This is a genomic window from Streptomyces sp. NPDC054834 (genome assembly GCF_053611185.1).
In genome coordinates this window covers 81780-99640 of the sequence record NZ_JBSGZV010000019.1, presented here as the reverse complement: position 1 = coordinate 99640, position 17861 = coordinate 81780, and the positions used below count along the sequence as shown (strand labels likewise).

Below are 17861 nucleotides of genomic sequence, written 5' to 3'. Positions count from 1 at the left end.
CACTTTCCGGAGGCGCGGCCTCGCCCGGCCACATCGTCCACGTGGGGCGAGATCCCCGGCCGTCCTGGCCGTCACCGCACGGGCACGCCCTCGTGCGGTTGCCGTACGTCGTGTACGGGCTGGGACGCTCACCCCAAGCCGGCGTCCCGGCCGACTTAGAAAGCGCTTGTCCGGACATTGGCAGACCAAGTCGGAGGCCGTCAATCCTTCGCCGCCGCGCGCCCGGTCACGTTTTGGACTCCCCGGGCGACCGCGAGCCGGGCGGCGCCCACGACGGTCCCGGAGTCCCCGACCGTACTGCTGACCACCTCGGTCGGCCAGCTCAGCCGGTCCAGTTCCGCCCGCACTCCGGGCACGACCTGCGGGTCCGCACCCGTGCTGCCGCCCAGCACGATCAGCCCCGGATCCAGCACGGCGGTCACCGCGGCGGCGATCCGGCCCACGTCGGCGGCGTGGTGGGCGACCACGGCGGCGGCCGTGGCGTGGCCTTCGCCGGCGAGGGCGAAGAGCCGGTCGGCGGTCCGGGGGCAGGGGCCGTCGGTGTCCCGCCAGGCCCGTCTGGTACGGCGCAGCAGGGAGCGCGCGCCGATCTGTTCCTCCAGCGCCTCGTAGCGCGGCTCGCGGCCCTCGTCCCAGGGGTAGGGCAGCCGTGCCACCTCTCCGGCGGCGCCGTTCGCGCCGCGCAGGACCTCGCCGCCGACGACGATGCCGAGGCCGACACCCACTCCGATCCGCAGATAGCCGAAGGTGCGGCGGCCGCGGGCGGCGCCCTCGTGCAGCTCCGCGAGGGCCGCGCAGTTGACGTTGTTCTCGAGGTGGACGGGAACACCGGGCGGCAGCGCGACGGCGATGGCGTCGAAGACGGGGCCGGCCTTGGCGGTCGCGGGGCGCATGCCGACGCCCTCCCGGTCCCGGGTGGTGACGTCGCCGACGGCGACGACGATGCTGCGCAACGGGGCGTCCGCGGGCAGCGCGGCGAGGGCCTTGCGCACGGCGGCGACGGCGTCCGCCCGGGAGCTGGTGGCCTCGGCGAGCAGGGTGCCGTCCAGGGCACAGCCGTGGACCCGGGTGAGCGCGGGGCCCAGATCGACGGCGAGCACGGCCCCGGCGGCCGGTCCGAGACGGTAGACGGCGGCGTTGCGGCCGGTGCCGCTGGAGGCGGTGCCGGAGTGGGCGGCGAGCCCGGCGGCCTCGAGTTCGGCCACGGCCGAGGAGACGGTCGGCTTGGACAGGCCCGCGCCGGCCGCCAGCTGGGGGCGGGTCGCGGTTCCCGCCGCGGCCAGTACGGCGAACACCGCGCGGGCACTTTCGCTCAGGTTCATGCTCTCCCCCAGATCGTGCCGCAGCGGTCTGCTCACAAGGGCCGGTCGGCACCGGGATTCCGTGCCTCTTGACGCACTCTACTTCGTTAGTAAACTTCCTAACGAATTCTGCGGCACACGCCCGCCGCATTCCGTTCAGAAGCCCGTCCCGGGGCTTCCCGAGGCCTTCAACTCCCTTTCCCTCAGGCACGGTTCGCCCGCCGTCGCAGCACAGCGCAACGACGAAAGAGGTTCCGTGCAGGACACCCCCTTCTCACGCCCTGTCGTGGTCGGCATCGACGTGGGCGGCACCAAGACCCATCTGCGCGCCTTCACGGGCGGGGGTCTGGTCGCCGACCACGTGCGCACCAGCGGCGGCTGGCGGCCGCACGACCCCGTGGCCGCCGCCGGCTGGCTGGCCGCACTGATCACGGACGCGCTGCCGACGGGCGCGCGCCCGTCCGCCGTGGCCGTGGGCGGGCACGCCTGCGAGACACCACGGCAGTGCGACCTGATACGTATCGCGCTGCACCGCCACTTCGACGCGCCCGCGCTGGTCGTCGGCGACGCCGCACTGCTCCCCCCGGCCGCCGGGCTGGACAAGGGTGTCGGCCTGGTCGCCGGCACCGGCTCGGTGGCCGTGGGTCGGCGCGCCGACGGCTCCGTCGTCCAGGTCGGCGGCTGGGGCGCGGTGCTCGGCGACGAGGGCGGATCGGCCGGGCTCGTGCGCGAGGCCGCGCGGGCCGTCTGGGCCGCGCACGATCGTGGCGAGGCCCCGGACGCACTGGCGTCGGCACTGGTCGAGGCGTTCGGCGTCGCGGAAGTACCGGCGCTCGGAGCGGCCCTGGAAGCCGCCTCCGACGTCTCCGCGGAGTGGGGCCGGCACGCCCCGGCCCTCTTCGCCGCCGCCGACGCGGGATCGCTCCTCGCCCAGGACGTGATCGCGGCCGGTGGCCGCTCTCTCGCCTCGCTCGTCGTCCGGCTCTCCGCACGCGGGGTCGCCGCCGACGACGTGGTGATCGCGGGCAGCACCGTCCTCGCGCAGCCCCGGCTGTACGACGCCTTCACCGCCGCACTCGCCGAAGCCCTCCCCGGTGCCCGGCCGCGCCCCCTCCAGGTGTCCCCGGTCGAGGGCGCGGTGGCCTTGGCGCGCTCGATCCTGTGAACCGCGCGGCCCGCGTTCACCCGCGGGCCATGTCCCGGTCGCCGGGCCCTCGCCGACGGGACACGGCTCCCTCATAGATCTTCGCTTGTTCAACTTTCTCCACGCGACCGGCACGTCCCACCCGCATCCGAGGCCGCCGGTCGTCAGGTCTCCCCGGCCGCAGGGCCGAACAACAGGCCACAGGCCGAACAACGGCCGCAGGGTCGCACAACACAAGAGAGGCACACGCATGCCGTCAACAGCCGGGCACCGCTCCCCCTCGCCGGTCCGCGAACGCGCCGTCGGCCGACGCGAGTTCCTCAAGACCTCGCTCGGCGCGTCGGCGGGCGTACTGGCGGCGCCGACGTTCGCCGGCTGGCTGGCCGCGGCCGACGCCAAGGCCGCGACCGCCCCCGCCGCGTTCGTCGACGACTACAAGAGCAACGTCCCGGGGAACCTCACCGCCGACACCAACGCGGTGGTCCGGATCCTCGGCGGCTTCGCCCAGGTGTGGAAGACCGGCTCGGCCTGGAACACCGGCACCGTGCTGCGCCCCGAGGTGCTGCGCGCCAACATGCGCTACTGCGCCCTGATCACCGCCACGCGTACGGACGCCGAGGCGAAGGAGGCGTTCGTCTACGACCGGCAGCACCAGAGCTACGCGATGATCGCGGGCCTCGGACCGCTCGCCGGCCTGTACAAGGCGGGCGCCAAGGCGGTCACCTCGATCACTTCCGCCCCCGACGGGACCCCGCCGGCCAAGGTCGACGACGCCGTGCCCGCCGACGCCCCGGCCGGCTCGGCGCTCGGCGCCGGCTCGCACGACTCCGCGCTGGGCAAGGTGGCCGAACTGGTCGACACCGTGCGCGGCCCGTACGCCTCGGGCAACCAGGGCAAGTACGCCTACCAGTACCCGCGCCCGTGGCGCATGAACGAGGACAGCGAGGTCGTCGACACGGGGAAGACCGATCCGCTCGGCTACCCCGTCTACGACTCCGAGGTGGTCGTCGCCCCGCAGCTGCTGCGCCAGCGCAGCACCTCCCCCACCGACGACGGCGGCTTCCCCAGCGGCCACACCAACGCCTTCCACCTGGCGGGCCTCGCGCTGGCGTACGCGGTCCCGGAACGCTTCCAGGAGCTGGTGACCCGTGCCTTCGAGCTGAGCCACACCCGGATCGTGGCGGGCATGCACTCCACCGTCGACGTGATCGGCGGCCGGATCATGGCCACCGCGCTGGCGGCCGCGACCCTCGCCGACCCGGCCAACGCGGCCCTCAAGCAGGCCGCCCGGGCCCAGGCGCTGGCCTGGTTCGAGCAGGGCACCGGGGCCACCGCCGACACCCTGTACGCCTACGCCCACGCGGCCGGCCCCGACACCGACCCGTACGCCGACCGGGGCGCCAACGCCCGCGCGGTCACGCCCCGGCTGACGTACGTCCTGACCCGGCAGGGCCACAGCGCGCCGCTGACCGTGCCCAAGGGCGCGGAGGTACTGCTGGAGACCCGGCTGCCGTACCTGGACGCGGCGCAGCGGCGCGAGGTGCTGCGCACCACCGGGCTGCCCGCCGGATACGTCCTGCTCGACGGTTTCGAGCAGTGGGGCCGGCTGAACCTGTTCGCGGCGGCGGACGGCTACGGCGCCTTCGACTCCGACGTGACCGTCACCCTCGACGCGGCCGCCGGGGGCTTCTCGGCAGCCGACAGCTGGCGCAACGACATAGACGGGCGCGGCGGTCTGACCAAGCGGGGCACCGGCACGCTCACCCTGACCGGCCGCAACCGGTACTCGGGCGGGACCGTGCTGGCGGCGGGCACGCTGGTCGCGGGGTCGCAGGACGCCCTCGGGCACGGTGACGTGCGGGTCGCCGACGGCACGCTGCGGGTGGACGGGCGGGTCCGGGTACGCGGGCAGTACGGCCAGGACGCCGGCACCCTCGAGGTCACCCTGCGCGCGGGCCGCAAGGCGCCGCTGACGGTGCAACGGCGCGCGGCGCTCGGCCGGGGCAGCGTGCTGTCGCTGCGGCTGGACGCCGAGCGGCCGCCCGCCGCGGGCAGCACGGTGCCGGTGATCGACGTATGCCGCCTGCGCGGCCAGTTCGACCGCGTCGAGGTGAACTCCGACCGGCTGCGCGCCGTACCGGTGTATACGGCAGACGGACTGTCGGTACGACTCGTGAGGCGGTGACGCGCCCGGTGGCGGGGGCGATGCGACAGTAGGGCCATGAGGCGGCCCTCCGATCGCTGCCGCCACCGGCCGGCGCGGGACACCGCGGGGCGGACGATGACACGCGAACAGCACTCGGTCCTCGAACCCGAGGTCCCCGACGCGGACGGCCCGGCGCCGCGGGCGGTACTGCCCGTCCGGGCGCGCCTGACCGCCGGGCTGCGCCGCCACCGACGGTGGCTGGTGCCGCTGCTGGTGGCGCTGCTGCTCGCGCAGATGGCCGGCGCGATGGTGACGACGGCCGCGCGGCAGACGCCCACGATCGACGAGCCGGTGTACGTGGCCACCGCCACCGACTACCTGCGCGAGCACCGCGTGCGCTACAACCCCGAGCACCCGCCGCTGGGCAAGCTGGTGATCATGGCGGGGATCGCGGTCGCCGGCCCGCGCTACGACGCCTCGTACCACGGCGACCAGGGCGAGGTGGGCCGCCATCTGCTCTACGAGTCTGGCAACGACCCCTGGCGGCTGATGCTGTGGGCCCGGCTGCCGGTGATCGTGCTGACCTTGCTGTTCGGGCTGGTCGTGTACGCCTTCGCCCGCGAGGTCGTCGGCACGGTGGGGGGCCTGGCGGCCCTCGCGCTGTATGCCTTCTCCCCCGACGTGATAGCGCACGGCTCGCTGGCCACACTCGATGTGCCGACCGCCGGGTTCGTGCTGACTTCGGCGTGGCTGGTGTGGCGGGCGCGGCGTAGGCCCCGGTTGTACCTGCCCCTCGCGGGGGCGGCGCTCGGAGCGGCCGTGGCGACCAAGATGAGCGCGCTGCCCGCGATACCGGTGCTGATGCTGCTGGCCGTCCTGTCCGTGTACCGGCGGGCCGGCACCGATCGCCGCCGGGCACTGGTGCGCGGACTGGCCGGAGCGGCCGTCGTGGCGCTCGCCGCGATCGCCGTCGTATGGGTGAGCTATCTGGCCGTCGATCCGCGGCTGCGCTTCTCGCCCGCCGACCCCGTACCGGTCGTCCACGGGCTGCGCGGGCGCCTGGCCGGGCTGCTGCCGTTCCCGCGCGCGTACCGGGACGGGATGCTCGTGCAGTTCGCCTTCGAGGACCGTCCGTGGCAGGGCTATCTGTTCGGGCGGCTCTACACCGGTTCACTGTGGTACTACCTCCCGGCCGCCCTGCTGGTGAAGACCCCGCTCGGCATGCTGGCGCTGTGGGCGGCCGGGACGGTGGCCGTCGTGCGGGTGCCCAGGCTGCGGCCCGCGGCGCCGTACCTGCTGCTCCCGCCGGCCGTGCTGCTGGCCGCGGCGATGACCGGCTCACGGGACTTCGGCACCCGCTACGCCGTGTTCGTGCCGATGTTCCTGGCGGTCGGCGCGGCCTGTCTGCTCGCGGTGCGATGGCGGTGGGCGCCCGTGGTGACGGGGGCGCTGGTGCTGTTCGTCGCGGTGAGTTCCGTCCGGACGTTCCCGTACTACCTGCCGTACTCCAACGAGGCGTTCGGCGGGCCGGCGAAGACGCATCTGCGGCTGCACGACTCCAACGTGGACTGGGGGCAGGACCTGGGCCGGCTCGCCGACCGGCTGGCGGACCGTTACCGGGGCGAGCGGGTCTGGCTCGTCTACAAGGGAGCCGCTGTGCCCTCGTACTACGGCATCCACGCCGCCGATCCGCGCCGGGTGCCGCCGAGCGAGGTGCACGGGCTGCTCGTGGTGTCCGACTCGTCGGTGGCCAAGGCACGCGGGCAACTGGCCGAACTGATCGACAGCAGCCGTCCCGTCGACGACGTCGGTCATTCGATCACCATCTACCGGCGGTGACCGCCGCCGGCGCCGGTCGTCCCGCGGGAGTTGTGTACTCACCGTGCGGGAGGGGCCGTTGTTCCCGCACAAGCCCTGGTCACCACGGTCCGTGAGCTATGTTGAGCTTCGTGGGAGACAAAGGAGGCGCACCGGTGCCATCGCCCCAGCAGGCACGCGCGCAGGCATCCGCGATCACCTCGGGCAAGGCCGTCCCGGAGGCCGACGCGTCCCCGACCTCCCGGCTCCGCGAACTCTTCGACGGCCCCCGGCTGTCGCCCGGGCAGCGCCGTATCGCCCAGTACCTCATCGAGAACATCACCGAAGCCGCGTTCCTGTCGATCACCGACCTCGCCGACCGGGTCGGCGTGAGCCAGCCGTCCGTGACGCGGTTCGCCGCCGCGGTCGGCTTCAGCGGCTACCCGGCGCTGCGGGAGAAGCTCCAGTCGATCGCGCTGGGCACCCTCGCCGGCGGCCCCGGCGCGGCCGAGGAGAACCGCAGCAACGAACTCCAGGCGGCCGTCGACGCCGAGATCCAGAACCTGGAGAACCTGCGGCGGGACTTCGCCGACCCCGGCCGGGTCATCCAGGTCGGGCGCGAGCTGTCCCGGTCCACGCCGCTGACCGTGGTGGGCATGCGCATCTCCGTCTCCCTGGCCGAGTACTTCGCCTACGCCGCACGCCGTATCCATCCCGACGTACGGCTGGTGACCCGGGGCGGCAGCGTCGCCTTCGACGCACTGCTCCAGTCACGCGAGGCCGGTGGGACATGGGTACTGGCCTTCGGCATGCCCCGGCACGCGCAGGAGACGCTGACGGCGATCCGGGTGGCGCGCGGTGCCGGCCTGAAGGTCGCCCTGATCACGGACCTCGCGCTCGGTCCGCTGGCCGACGAGGCCGACGTCGCCTTCGCCACCGGCACCGGCTCCCGGCTGGTCTTCGACTCCTACGCCGCCCCAGGTCTGCTGGCCGCCGCGCTGCTCCAGGCCATGACCGACGCCGATCCCGAGCGCACCCAGGCGCGGCTGGACGAGTACGAGCAGGTCGCCGACCAGCACCAGTTCTTCCTCAAGGACTGACGGGGGGTCCCCGCGACCGGGAATCGTAGAGGGATCATTCACCCCAAAGCGCGCATGAATGTTTTCATACGTCTTGCAAAGCCGTCGGCATATATAAATACTGCTCACGGACCGCACCCGGCCGACTCCGGGGACCGTTCCGTACCCAAGGACTCACCTCGCACGTGCCCCGAGAAAGCCGACGGACCGCCCATGCGCACGCAGCACCGCACGCCGCGCCGGCGGACCGACGCCCGGGGCCCCTGCACGGACACCCCCAGCCGCCGTCCCCTACCCGCGTCGGCGCCCGGGGGGTGTTCGATCGGGCGTCTCCTGCACGAGCGCCCCTGGCGGCCCCGGTCATCCCCTAGGCCGGGGCCGCCCACCCCCGTCGGACCACCCCTCACGACGCCGCACACCCGGAAGCGATGACCATGACCCTAACGACCACGCGCACCCGCCCGGACTGGCCCTGCCAGGTCAAGACGCCCGGCAGCTACGACTGGGAGCGCTCGGCGGCCAGGTGGCTGCGCGAGCTGGTCCCGGCCCGCTACGGCAGCTACCCGGCGCTGATCCGCCATCCCGTGCTGCTCGCCCGGCACGCCCAGATCCAGGTGCAGCACGAGATCCGGGTGGCCCGGACCGCACTCCAGACCGCGCGGGCCGAACTGCCCACGCTGGGCCTGCCCGAGTCGGTCATCGAGCACACGATCAAGATGTACGCGGCCGAGGTGCTCCAGCTCCAGCACATCGCCCGCAGCGTCCGGGCGGTCACCGAGGCGCTGGTCGGGCACAGCACCGGCCGCTGACCGGGCACAGCACCGGCCGCTGACCAGGCACAACGGCCGCGCCGACCCGTGCCGTGCCCTCGATCGCCCCCTCGATGCGCGGGTCACCGTCCGCCCCGGCACACCACCGCGCCCCAGCAGGCGCACAGGCGGAGGAAGTCCGGTCCGCCTCAGGTGTGATCGGACCGGCCCTGGTGTGCAATGCTCGTTCGCGTGACGAGCGAGCCCGCGCCTTCCCCGCAGACCGGCGGCGTCCCCGACCTGGCGGCGCTGGCCAGGGTCGTGGCGAGGCAGCGCGCGGAAATGGACCGGCTCCAGGAACTGGCGGCGACGTCGGCCGTCGTGGAGCGGGCCAAGGGCGCCCTGATGGCGCTCACCGGCTGCTCGCCGGACCATGCCCACGAGGAGCTCCTCCAGCGCGCCAAGGCCGGGAGCCGGACGCTCATCGAGGAGTGCTGGCTGACCCTGGGCGCCTTGATGCCGCCGCTGGACGACTTCGACGACGCGGCGCGCTCGGCCGGGCACACGGGGCCGCGCGCGGTGGCGGCCGAGGAGGACACGGCCCCCGTGGTCCGCGCGGTCACCGCGCCCCCCGTCCGGACCGGCACCGCCTTGCAGGCCGCCGGGCCCGACGACCATTCCGAGGCGCTGGGACGGCTCGGCAAGGCGCTGGTGCGGGTGGGCTCGCCGCAGGAGCTCGCGGTGTGCCTGCTCGACGGGCTCGGGCCGGAGGTGGGGGCCGACGCCGTTCTGCTCTTCAAGCGCCTGCCGGAGGGCGGGCTCGAACTGATCGGGCACGCCGGTGTGGGCGACCAGCTGGCCGCCCAGTGGCACCGGGTCCCGCCGCTCGCCGGAGTCGCCCCGCTGGACACCCTGGAGAACCGGGAGCCGTGCTGGCTGGAGGATCTGCCCGCGGACCGGTCGCGGTACCTGCTGATGGGGGATCCGCCCGAGCGGTGGCGGTCGCGTGCCTGGCTGCCCGTGTCGACCGGGCAGACGGCAGATGTGGCGCTCGGGGTGCTGCGCGGACGCGCCGGACCGTTCGCGCCCCGCACGCGCGCGTTCCTGCTGGCCGTGGCCCGGCTCTGCGCCGGCCGGCTGCGCACCTTCGACGCACCTCGGGAGCACCCCACCCCGAGCGTCGCCGAGGCCGTGCAGGCCGTGTTCGACGTGCTCCCGGGCACGGCGATCCTGCTCACCCCGCTGCGTTCCCCGTCGGGCGAGGTGGAGGACTACCGCATCGACGCCGCGACCCCGGACTCGATCGACGTCCTGGACCGCACCGGACGCGAGCTGATCGGCCTGCGCATCCTGGAGTGCTACCCCTCCGTCGCGGGCGAGCCCCTGTGGCAGGGGTACCTGACGGCGCTCACGACCGGGGAACCGTACGAGGGTGAGCCGTTCGCGTACCAGGAGATGACCGCCGAGGCGCCGCAGACGGTGACCTACTCGGTGCGGGCCGCGCGGCTGGGCGACGGGCTGGTGGTCAGCTGGATCCGGCACGACCCCTCCGACCGCCAGGAGCAGCGACTGGCGGACGTGCAGCGGCTCGGCAACCTCGGCTGGGCGAACTGGAACCTGGTGACGTCCGAGGCCCTGTGGTCGGTCCAGGCGTACTCCGTCCTCGGCCGGGATCCCGCGCGTGGCCCCGTCGCCCTGGAACACCTGCCGGATCTGGTGCTGCCGGACGACGCCCCCGCCGTCTCACGTGCCATCACCGACCTCGTCCGCTCCGGGCGGCCGTTCGACGTGCCGTTCCGGATCAGGACCGCGTTGGGAGTACGGCACCTGCGGGCGGTCGCGGAGGCGGTGGCGGACCAGGACGGCACGCCCGTCGAGGTGCACGGGTTCGTACAGGACCTCACCGCCCAGCGCAGCGCCGAACTGGCGCTGGTGGAGAGCGAGCGGGCAGTGCTGATGCAGCACGGCACCCTTCAGGCGGAGCGGGCGATGGCCGCCCGGCTCCAGCACGCGCTGCTGCCGCTGCCGAGCAAGCCGGTCCAGCTGGCCGGGCTGTGGGTCGACGTGGCCTATATGCCCGCCCAGTCGGAGATCCACGTCAGCGGCGACTGGTTCAGCGCCATCGAACTGCCCGACCACAACGCGCTGTTCGTGGTCGGCGACGTGGCGGGGCACGGCATCGGCGCCGTCGCCACCATGGCCCAGCTCCGCTTCACCGCGAAGGGCATGGTCAGCACGGGTTCGTCGCTGACCGGTGCGCTGGCCCGGCTGAACATGCTGCTGCTGCACTCACGGGACAGCCACGGCACCGCGACCATGGTCCTGGCCCGCTATGAGCCCGAGGGGCGCCGGCTGGCCTGGGCCCAGGCGGGTCATCCGCCGCCGCTCCTGCTGCGCGGGGGCGAGGCACGCTTCCTCGACCGGCCCGCCGGCATGCTGCTCGGGGCGTCCGCTTCGCCCGTCTACCACGCCGCCGAGTGCCGTCTGGAACCCGGCGACCGGCTGCTGCTGTACACCGACGGCCTGGTCGAACGCCCCGGCGAGGGTATCGACGCGGGCCTCGCCCGGCTGGCCGCGGCCGTCCTCGCCCAGAACACCGACGGACCCGGCGCCCTGGAGTCCCTGCTCACCGCGATGCTGGAGGGCGAACGGCGCGACGACGTGTGCGTACTGGACATACGGGTGCCGACCGACACAGCCTGAGGCTTGACGGACGGCGAGCCCGGCGTCAGCCCCGGACGCCCGAAGCGGGTCAGCCCCGGTCGCCCAGGCCGCGTCCGGGCGCCGGCCGGGCCAGGGCCGAACGGCCCGGGGAGAGCCTCGACACGGGCCTCGCCCGGCCGGCCGCGGCCGGCCTCGCCCAGGACACCCACGAGCCCGGCGCCCTGGGACGACCGGCATCGCGGGTCAGCCCCGGTCGGTCAGGCCGTGTTCGATCGCCAGGCGGGTCAGATCGAATCTGCGCCGGGACCCCGCCTTCTCGCCGATGCGGTCGAGGTGCGAGTGGACCGTGTGGGTGCTGATGGAGAGCCGGCGGGCGATCTCCTGGTCCGTCGCGCCGCCCGCGAGGAGGCCGAGCACCTCCCGCTCCCGGTCGGTGAAATGGGGGGACGGCCTGAGCAGGTGGCCGGCGGGCACGGACACATAGCCGCGGCCCGAGCCCACGCGCCGGATCGCCGTCAGCAGTTCCTCCCCCTCGGCCTGCCGGCTCAGATAGCCGCTGGCGCCGGCCCGGATCACCCGGACGGCGTCGATCTGCGGCGACGAGGACACGACGATGACGGCGTGCCCCCGCTCCCGCAGCTCCGCCACGGCCGCGGTGAGCGCCGCGGGGGGCTCCTGGAGGTCCATGAGGACCACTTCCGCGCCCCGCAGATCACCCTTCGCGACCTCGATCGAGGGCACGGTGACGACGAGCCGGAGATCGGGGGCGGTCGCCACCAGGTGGGAGACTCCGTGCCGGAAGACAGGACAGTCTCCGATGACCGCGATGCGCACGCGCGTGACCCGGCCTGCCCCCGCGGCCCGGAGGCCACCGCTCATGGGCATCTCCGATCTCGGCGCGGACGTCCTGCCCTCAGCGTGGGGCGGGACCGCGGAGCAGGCGCGCCGGACTGACCCGTCGGAGGGACGGGGACAGGCCCTAGCTAGTCGTCGTTGCGGTGACGCCAGTACCAGCACAGGCCGACGACAGCGGCCAGCAGGAACACGGCGGGCAGCACCAGGCCCGGGATGCGGGAGCCGGTCATGGGCATGGCCTTCGATCGTTCGGTGGTTCGGTGGTTCGACTGCGGGTGCGGGTGCGGGCGGCGGGAGCCGACCGCGAGGGGCTGCCATGGTGACCCAGGTCACCCCCGCACCGCCGGTTCTTTTCCCTGCCCCATGCCGGGCGTTCGACCGAGTACCGGGCCGGGTCAGTCCACCGGATGACCCGGTTCGATGGCAAGCGCGTCGCCGAGTCGCAGCAGGGTCCCCGCGCGCCGCTCGCCCCACTGCACGGGGTCGAGGAGGAAGCCGACGTGGTCCCCGCCGTCGACGCGCCCCACCACGGTGCCGACGAACCAGGCCGCCGCGTCCTGAAGGACGACCGACCCGCCGTGGCCCCGCGTCCAGGGCACGCGGGCGAACTTGTCGATCCGGTCGCCGGTCTCCCCGCCGAACAGGGCCGCCACCTCGTACTGCTCGCGGGTCAGCAGGTGGACGGCGAGGTACTCGGCGTCGAGGGCGACCCGGTAGGTGTGGTTGACCTTGGACAGCCACACCACGAACCGCACGGGCTCGAGGGAGCACTGCGAGGCGAACCCGACCAGACAGCCCGAGCGCTCCTCGCCCGCCGCGGCCGTGACCACGTACATGTCCGGGTCGAGCCGACGCGTGAACACATCGGGGTCGGCCATTCCCGCCTCACCTCCGTCGGCACGCCCGCCGCTCGGTGTCGTGTCACCCCACGGGTGCCCCCGGTCGCCCCCGCCTCACCCGGTGGCGAGGCTGGTACGGGACTCCAGGGAGCGGCGGGTGTCGTCGCCGTAGACGCCGGTCTCGTCGCCGCTGATGCCGTACCAGAGCTGGAAGCGGGCCACCGCCGCGGTGAGTTCGGCGTCGTAGCTGCCGCTGGTGGAGCCGTCGCGGTAGACGTCCGGGATGCGCAGCAGGCGCTCCTCCAGTTCGGTGACCTCGGGGCCGCTGTCGCCCTCGCGGAGCGTGCCGGCACCGTCGGGATCGGCGGTGGCGGCGGCGGTGGGCGCGGTGCCGGCCGACTTGGTGGGGGTGGCGGAGGTGGCCGGTGCGGAGGGCTGCGCGGCGGAGGCGGTGTCCTGGCGGCCGGGCAGCAGCAGGGCGCAGGCGAAGCCGACCAGTGCGGCCGCGGTGACGGCGACCACGACGGCTGCGCGGCGCAGCCCCGGGCCGAATCCGAAGGCGCCGGTGCGGCGCGCGGCGGGACGCGACCGCCCGGGCGGGCCATCGGAGACGCGCGGCAGTTCCTGGGTGTCGTCCTCGGCGGGCGGCCCAGCCCAGTCCTCCGGGCCGGACGGATCGGCGAAGGCGTCCGCGGCGGACGGGCGCGCGGAGGCATCGGTGGCCGACGGATCCGCGAAGGCATCCGAGCCGGACGGCCCCGGGGAAGTGTCCGGCCGGGCCGCGTCCTGCTCCATCTCCCGCATCAGCTCGGCGAGCGCGTCGAGGCGGCGGGGTCGCAGGACGCGGATGGGTTCGAGGACCGGGCCACGGCTCGGCCCACCCTGATCGTGCGGTGTCGACACAACGCTCTCCTTCCGTCCCCGAGCAGAGATACGCGAGCACCGCCCCCGGAGTTCAGAAAGCACTCAGTTCCCCTTAAGCCGCACTGAGTGCCATGAGATCCGGACGAGTGCTACGTTCACGTCCATGAGCTCCAGCAGCGCGGCGGCGGCCGCGAAGCCGCCCATGCGGGACGCCCTGGTGGCGGCGGCCTTCCGGCTGTTCCTGGAACGCGGCTACGAACAGACCACGGTGGACGACATCGTGGCCCTCGCGGGGGTCGGCCGGCGCTCGTTCTTCCGCTACTTCCCCTCCAAGGAGGACGTGGTCTTCCCCGACCACGAGCGCTGCCTGGCCGACATGACCGCCTTCCTCGCCGTCGGCGGCGAGGAGCACGAGCCGGTGCGGCGGGTCTGCGACGCGGCCCGGCTGGTGCTGCGGATGTACGCGGAGAACCCCGATTTCTCCGTGCAGCGCTACCGGCTCACCAAGAGGGTGCCGGGGCTGCGCGCGTACGAACTGTCGGTCGTCTGGCGCTACGAGCGGGCTCTCGTCGAGTACCTGCGCGGCCGCTTCGCCGGCCGGCCCGAGGGTGCGCTGCGGGCCGACGTGATCGCGGCGGCGGTGGTCGCGGCGCACAACAACGCGCTGCGCTCCTGGCTGCGTTCGGGCGGCGAGGGCGATGCGGGCGCGGCGGTGGACCATGCGCTGGGGTATGTGCAGTCCGCCTTCGGCCGTCCCTCCGTGCTGGTGCCGGGCGAGCAGCGGGCCGAGGACGTGATCGTGCTGGTCTCCCGGCGCGGGGCACCGCTGTGGCGGGTGGTGCAGGAGCTCGAGTCCGTGCTCGGCCGCGGCTGATCCGGCCCGTGCCGCGGATCGGCTGACGCAGATTTGGGGTACGGAGTGCCTTTACGAGTGGCACTGAGTGCCATACTCTGTCGGCGTGCACGGTGGCACGGTGAACCGGGCACGCGTCTGCGCGGCCCGTGCCGGGCACGCTGATTCCGTCCGAACGCAGGGAGTTGACCAGCGTGTACCACCTTTCAGGAAGCTCCGCTCGTCCGGCGGGCGGCTCCGCGACAGGCGTCCTCGACCCCCAGACCGCGGACTCGGGCGCCCTTGTCTTCCAGCGCTGCAACTGGTGCGGCACCGCCATGTACCACCGGCTGCTGTGTCCGGTCTGCCAGGGCAGCGACCTGCGCACCGAGCGCAGCGAGGGCGTGGGCACGGTCCGCCACTCCACCGTGGTGCACCGCAACACGCCCGCCGCGCGCAATGTGTCGCTGATCGAGATGGCCGAGGGCTTCGTCGTCCGCGGGCGGGTGATGGGACCGCCCGTCGGCATCCACAGCGGGGACCGGGTGCGGCTGTCCACGGCGAAGGACCCGGTACGCGGCGAACCCGTCTTCCAGCTGCTCGACGAGCCGTACCGCGCCTGGAGCTGACGGCTCCCCTCCAGGAACCAGGAATCCCCGCCGCGGGATTCGCCTCCGCCTCACAGGCAACCCGCAGTCGCCTCTTCCCGTCCTCCGGAACGCGAGGGGCCCCCGGGACGGCCGGGGTGTCCTAACTCGGCGTCGGAGGAGGGGAACAGTGGTCCGTGCCCGGCGAATATGGGTCACCGCCACGGTGTTACTCGCGGTGGCGGGAGGATCTCCAGGGCTGGCACAGGCGCAACAGCGGTCAGGCGCGCAGTCGTCGGTGAACGCGGCCGGCGAGAGGCTGCCACCGGGCTGGCACATCGCCGGCGCCCGCTCGGCACCGGAGCTGGTGTGGCGGTCGGCCGCGCGGGTGCCCATGGGCGATGCGCGCGTGGAGTTCCGAACGGCGGGGCGGTTGCTGGGCGTTCCGGCGCCGGGGAAGGACGGGCACAGCTTCCGGCTCGGCCTCGACGGTGCCCGGCCGGCCGATCTGAAGAATCTCCAAGTGTGGTCGGGAGGGCGGCGGCTGGACGCCGGGTCGGCCACCGCGTCACAGGACCGCGGCACGGCGGCGGCCCGGCTCCCGGCCCCGCTGCCCGCGAACGGCGTCGACCCCGGCAAGCCCGGCCGGTACCGGACAGTGACCGGCGAGTACACGCTCAAGTCGGTACGGCTCCCCGGCTTTTCGGAGCCGGTCGAGATGAAGGGCGTGGTCGTGGCGCCGTCCGGGGCCACCGGGCGCCGGCCGCTGGCGCTGTTCCTGCACGGACGTCACTACACCTGCTACGCCCCGAACGGCGACATCACCGACGACTGGCCCTGCAAGACGGGCGCCAAGCCGGTGCCCAGCCACCGCGGCTACCTGCGCGACCAGAAGCTGCTGGCCTCCCAGGGCTATGTGACGGTGTCGATCTCCGCCAACGGCGTCAACGCCCAGGACTCGGACGCCGAGGACGGGGGCGCGCAGGCCCGTTCCTCGCTGGTGCGGCTGCACCTGGCGCAGTGGGCCGACTGGGCCGAACACCCCGGTACCGCGCCGGCGGTGGTCCGTGACGCGCCGCGCGCCGATCTGTCCCGCGTCCTGCTGGTCGGGCACTCCCGGGGCGGCGAGGGCGTCAACCGGGCCGCGATGGACAGCCTCTACCCGCCGCCCGCGGACCAGGACGGCTACCACGGCCCGGTGCGCTGGCACATCAGCGGCACCGTACTGATCGGCCCCACCGTCTTCGGCCAGAACCCGGTGGCCGACGTGCCGTCGGTGTCGATCCTGCCCGGCTGCGACGGCGACGTCTCCGACCTCCAGGGCGAGGTGTACGTCGACGGCACCCGGAGCGTCAGCCGGGGCACCGCCCTGCACAGCGCCGTCTACGTGATCGGCGCCGACCACAACTTCTTCAACACCGAGTGGACGCCGGGGCAGGCGCAGGCTCCGGCCGAGGACGACTTCTGGGACGATCCGGACCACCCGGACCCGGTGTGCAAGAAGGGCGCGGCCACCCGGCTGACCGCGAACCAGCAGCACAAGGCGGGCTCCACCTACATCGCGGCCGCCGCCCGGCTGTTCGTCGCCGGGGACGACCGGGTGCGTCCGCTGCTCGACGGTTCGGGCCGGCGGGCCCCGTCGGCGGATCCGGCGCGGGTGCTCAGCCACGCGGTCGGCGCCAACCGGGGTGCCCGGTTCCTGCCGGACGACCCGGCCGGCAAGGTGTCCGTCTCCGGCGCCCGGCTGTGCGCCGCGGTCGACCCCGATCCGTCCGTCGCCTGCCTCGGCCGGAACGCCAAGGGCAGCTCGCCGCACTTCGCCACGTGGGAGACGGACAAGGAGGCCGGCCGGCACGCGATCGCGCTGCGCTGGACGTCGTCCGGTTCCCCGGCGCGGATCAGCACCGCCCGGCCCGTCTCCCTCGGCGGCGCCAAGGCGCTCGCACTGCGCGTCATCGTCCCGCCGAACACCTCCGGGACGCAGTTGGACGTGGCCCTCACCGACGCCTCCGGCCGCACCGCGACCCTCGGCCGGGTGCGGGTGGACGGACTGCCCGGCAGTGACCGGACCGCGTCGTACTGGGCGCGCGAACTGCACGTGCCGCTGGCGGCGGCCGGCCGGACCGGGCTCGACCTGCACCACGTCAAGTCCCTGCGGCTGACACCGCGTTCACGGTCGGGGCAGGCCTGGCTGATGGACGCCTGGGGCTGGCGGCCCGGAACCCCGGCGGCGGGCACGGCGAAGCTGCCGCGCGTGGACGTCGGCCGGACCACGGTCGACGAGGGCGACTCGGGCGTGCGCGCCTATCGGGTGCCGGTCCAGGTGTCCGGGCAGGGCAGCGGCCAGGTGCGCGTGTACGTCGTCGACCCGGCCACCGGGCAGGCGAAGGACCGGCTGGTGACGGTCCGGCCCGGCGGTCACGACATCGACGTACAGGTCAAGGTCGAGGGGAACACGCGGTACAGCGCCGACGTGCCGCACGACATCCTGGTCAAGGCGGTGAAGGGCACGGTCGTCGGCTCCTACCGCGGCGGGATCACCGTCCACAACGACGACCCCGCGCCCACGATCACCGTGACCCCGGTGGCCGGCCGGGTCGCCGAGGGACAGGCCCTGAAGTGGCGGGTCTCCCTGTCGGAGGCCGCCGACATGAACCTCGGGACGGCGTTCGCCGCGGTCCCGGTCTCCGGGACGGAGCTGTCCACCAAGGACGTCGACCCGGCGTGGCTCAGGGACACCGCGGGCGCGTCACCGGACCCGGAGCGGCCGCTGTCCACGGTGGACGGCCTCTACCTGTGGCTGGACATCCCGGCGGGCGCGCTGAGCACCGACGTGACCGTGCCCACGGTCAAGGACCGGGTCACCGAGTCCGAGGAGTCGGTGCGCTTCCAGCAGCTCGACGAGCAGGGCGACCCGCAGTCCGGCGGGCTGGTCCTGGACGGCACCGTGCTGGACGCCTCGTAGCGGCGTACGGCGCACGTACGGCACACCGGCGGGGTCGCG

The 17861-nt window shown here is 73.9% G+C and carries 13 protein-coding genes; 9 read left to right on the top strand and 4 right to left on the bottom strand.

All coding sequences use genetic code 11. From position 1 onward, the window contains the following. Window positions 1–200 precede the first annotated feature (200 nt). Window positions 201–1322 (bottom strand): ROK family protein, encoded by a 1122-nt coding sequence (locus tag ACWGJM_RS25135; protein WP_453413943.1) that lies wholly within the window; start codon window positions 1320–1322, stop codon window positions 201–203. A 235-nt stretch (window positions 1323–1557) separates the two neighbouring features. Here ACWGJM_RS25135 and ACWGJM_RS25130 point away from each other — a divergent pair, with 235 nt between their 5' ends. The 6 genes from ACWGJM_RS25130 (at window position 1558) to ACWGJM_RS25105 (ending at window position 10919) form a co-directional block, all read left to right on the top strand. Then, a complete protein-coding gene (locus ACWGJM_RS25130) occupies window positions 1558–2466 on the top strand; it encodes an N-acetylglucosamine kinase (protein WP_453413942.1) in 909 nt (302 codons plus the stop codon). 229 nt (window positions 2467–2695) lie between these two features. Next, complete coding sequence (locus ACWGJM_RS25125) at window positions 2696–4630, top strand: phosphatase PAP2 family protein (RefSeq protein ID WP_453413941.1); 1935 nt, start codon at window positions 2696–2698, stop codon at window positions 4628–4630. 96 nt (window positions 4631–4726) lie between these two features. Continuing rightward, window positions 4727–6430 carry a phospholipid carrier-dependent glycosyltransferase gene (locus tag ACWGJM_RS25120; RefSeq protein ID WP_453413940.1) on the top strand — a complete coding sequence of 568 codons (1704 nt, stop codon included), beginning with the start codon at window positions 4727–4729 and terminating at the stop codon, window positions 6428–6430. Between the two features lie 134 nt (window positions 6431–6564). Beyond that, a complete protein-coding gene (locus tag ACWGJM_RS25115) occupies window positions 6565–7488 on the top strand; it encodes a MurR/RpiR family transcriptional regulator (RefSeq protein WP_453413939.1) in 924 nt (307 codons plus the stop codon). A 407-nt stretch (window positions 7489–7895) separates the two neighbouring features. Then, entirely contained in the window at window positions 7896–8276 is a 381-nt protein-coding gene (locus tag ACWGJM_RS25110) for a hypothetical protein (RefSeq protein WP_453413938.1), read from the top strand. 192 nt (window positions 8277–8468) lie between these two features. Next, window positions 8469–10919, top strand: a complete 2451-nt coding sequence (locus tag ACWGJM_RS25105; protein ID WP_453413937.1) for a SpoIIE family protein phosphatase — start codon at window positions 8469–8471, stop codon at window positions 10917–10919. Window positions 10920–11123: 204 nt separating this feature from the next. On the opposite strand, the gene ACWGJM_RS25100 is transcribed toward ACWGJM_RS25105, so the two are convergent. The 3 genes from ACWGJM_RS25100 to ACWGJM_RS25090 form a co-directional block, all read right to left on the bottom strand. Continuing rightward, the gene (locus tag ACWGJM_RS25100) at window positions 11124–11759 is read right to left on the bottom strand and encodes a LuxR C-terminal-related transcriptional regulator (RefSeq protein ID WP_453413936.1); all 636 of its coding nucleotides are present in this window, start codon (window positions 11757–11759) and stop codon (window positions 11124–11126) included. A gap of 371 nt (window positions 11760–12130) precedes the next feature. Beyond that, a complete protein-coding gene (locus tag ACWGJM_RS25095; protein WP_453413935.1) occupies window positions 12131–12613 on the bottom strand; it encodes a flavin reductase family protein in 483 nt (160 codons plus the stop codon). Window positions 12614–12688: 75 nt separating this feature from the next. After that, window positions 12689–13477, bottom strand: a complete 789-nt coding sequence (locus ACWGJM_RS25090) for a peptidoglycan-binding protein (protein ID WP_453413934.1) — start codon at window positions 13475–13477, stop codon at window positions 12689–12691. Window positions 13478–13601: 124 nt separating this feature from the next. On the opposite strand from ACWGJM_RS25090, the gene ACWGJM_RS25085 reads away from it, so the two are divergent. The 3 genes from ACWGJM_RS25085 (at window position 13602) to ACWGJM_RS25075 (ending at window position 17822) form a co-directional block, all read left to right on the top strand. Then, complete coding sequence (locus ACWGJM_RS25085) at window positions 13602–14312, top strand: TetR family transcriptional regulator (RefSeq protein ID WP_453413933.1); 711 nt, start codon at window positions 13602–13604, stop codon at window positions 14310–14312. Window positions 14313–14485: 173 nt separating this feature from the next. Next, window positions 14486–14899 carry a Zn-ribbon domain-containing OB-fold protein gene (locus tag ACWGJM_RS25080; protein WP_453413932.1) on the top strand — a complete coding sequence of 138 codons (414 nt, stop codon included), beginning with the start codon at window positions 14486–14488 and terminating at the stop codon, window positions 14897–14899. 148 nt (window positions 14900–15047) lie between these two features. Then, entirely contained in the window at window positions 15048–17822 is a 2775-nt protein-coding gene (locus tag ACWGJM_RS25075) for a hypothetical protein (protein WP_453413931.1), read from the top strand. Window positions 17823–17861 lie beyond the last annotated feature (39 nt).

Bases quoted from the DNA above. Each gene is read 5' to 3' on its own strand.
- ACWGJM_RS25135 (WP_453413943.1), bottom strand. From the start codon at position 1,322: ATGAACCTGAGCGAAAGTGCCCGCGCGGTGTTCGCCGTACTGGCCGCG.
- ACWGJM_RS25125 (WP_453413941.1), top strand. From the start codon at position 2,696: ATGCCGTCAACAGCCGGGCACCGCTCCCCCTCGCCGGTCCGCGAACGC.
- ACWGJM_RS25120 (WP_453413940.1), top strand. From the start codon at position 4,727: ATGACACGCGAACAGCACTCGGTCCTCGAACCCGAGGTCCCCGACGCG.
- ACWGJM_RS25110 (WP_453413938.1), top strand. From the start codon at position 7,896: ATGACCATGACCCTAACGACCACGCGCACCCGCCCGGACTGGCCCTGC.
- ACWGJM_RS25100 (WP_453413936.1), bottom strand. From the start codon at position 11,759: ATGAGCGGTGGCCTCCGGGCCGCGGGGGCAGGCCGGGTCACGCGCGTG.
- ACWGJM_RS25095 (WP_453413935.1), bottom strand. From the start codon at position 12,613: ATGGCCGACCCCGATGTGTTCACGCGTCGGCTCGACCCGGACATGTAC.
- ACWGJM_RS25085 (WP_453413933.1), top strand. From the start codon at position 13,602: ATGAGCTCCAGCAGCGCGGCGGCGGCCGCGAAGCCGCCCATGCGGGAC.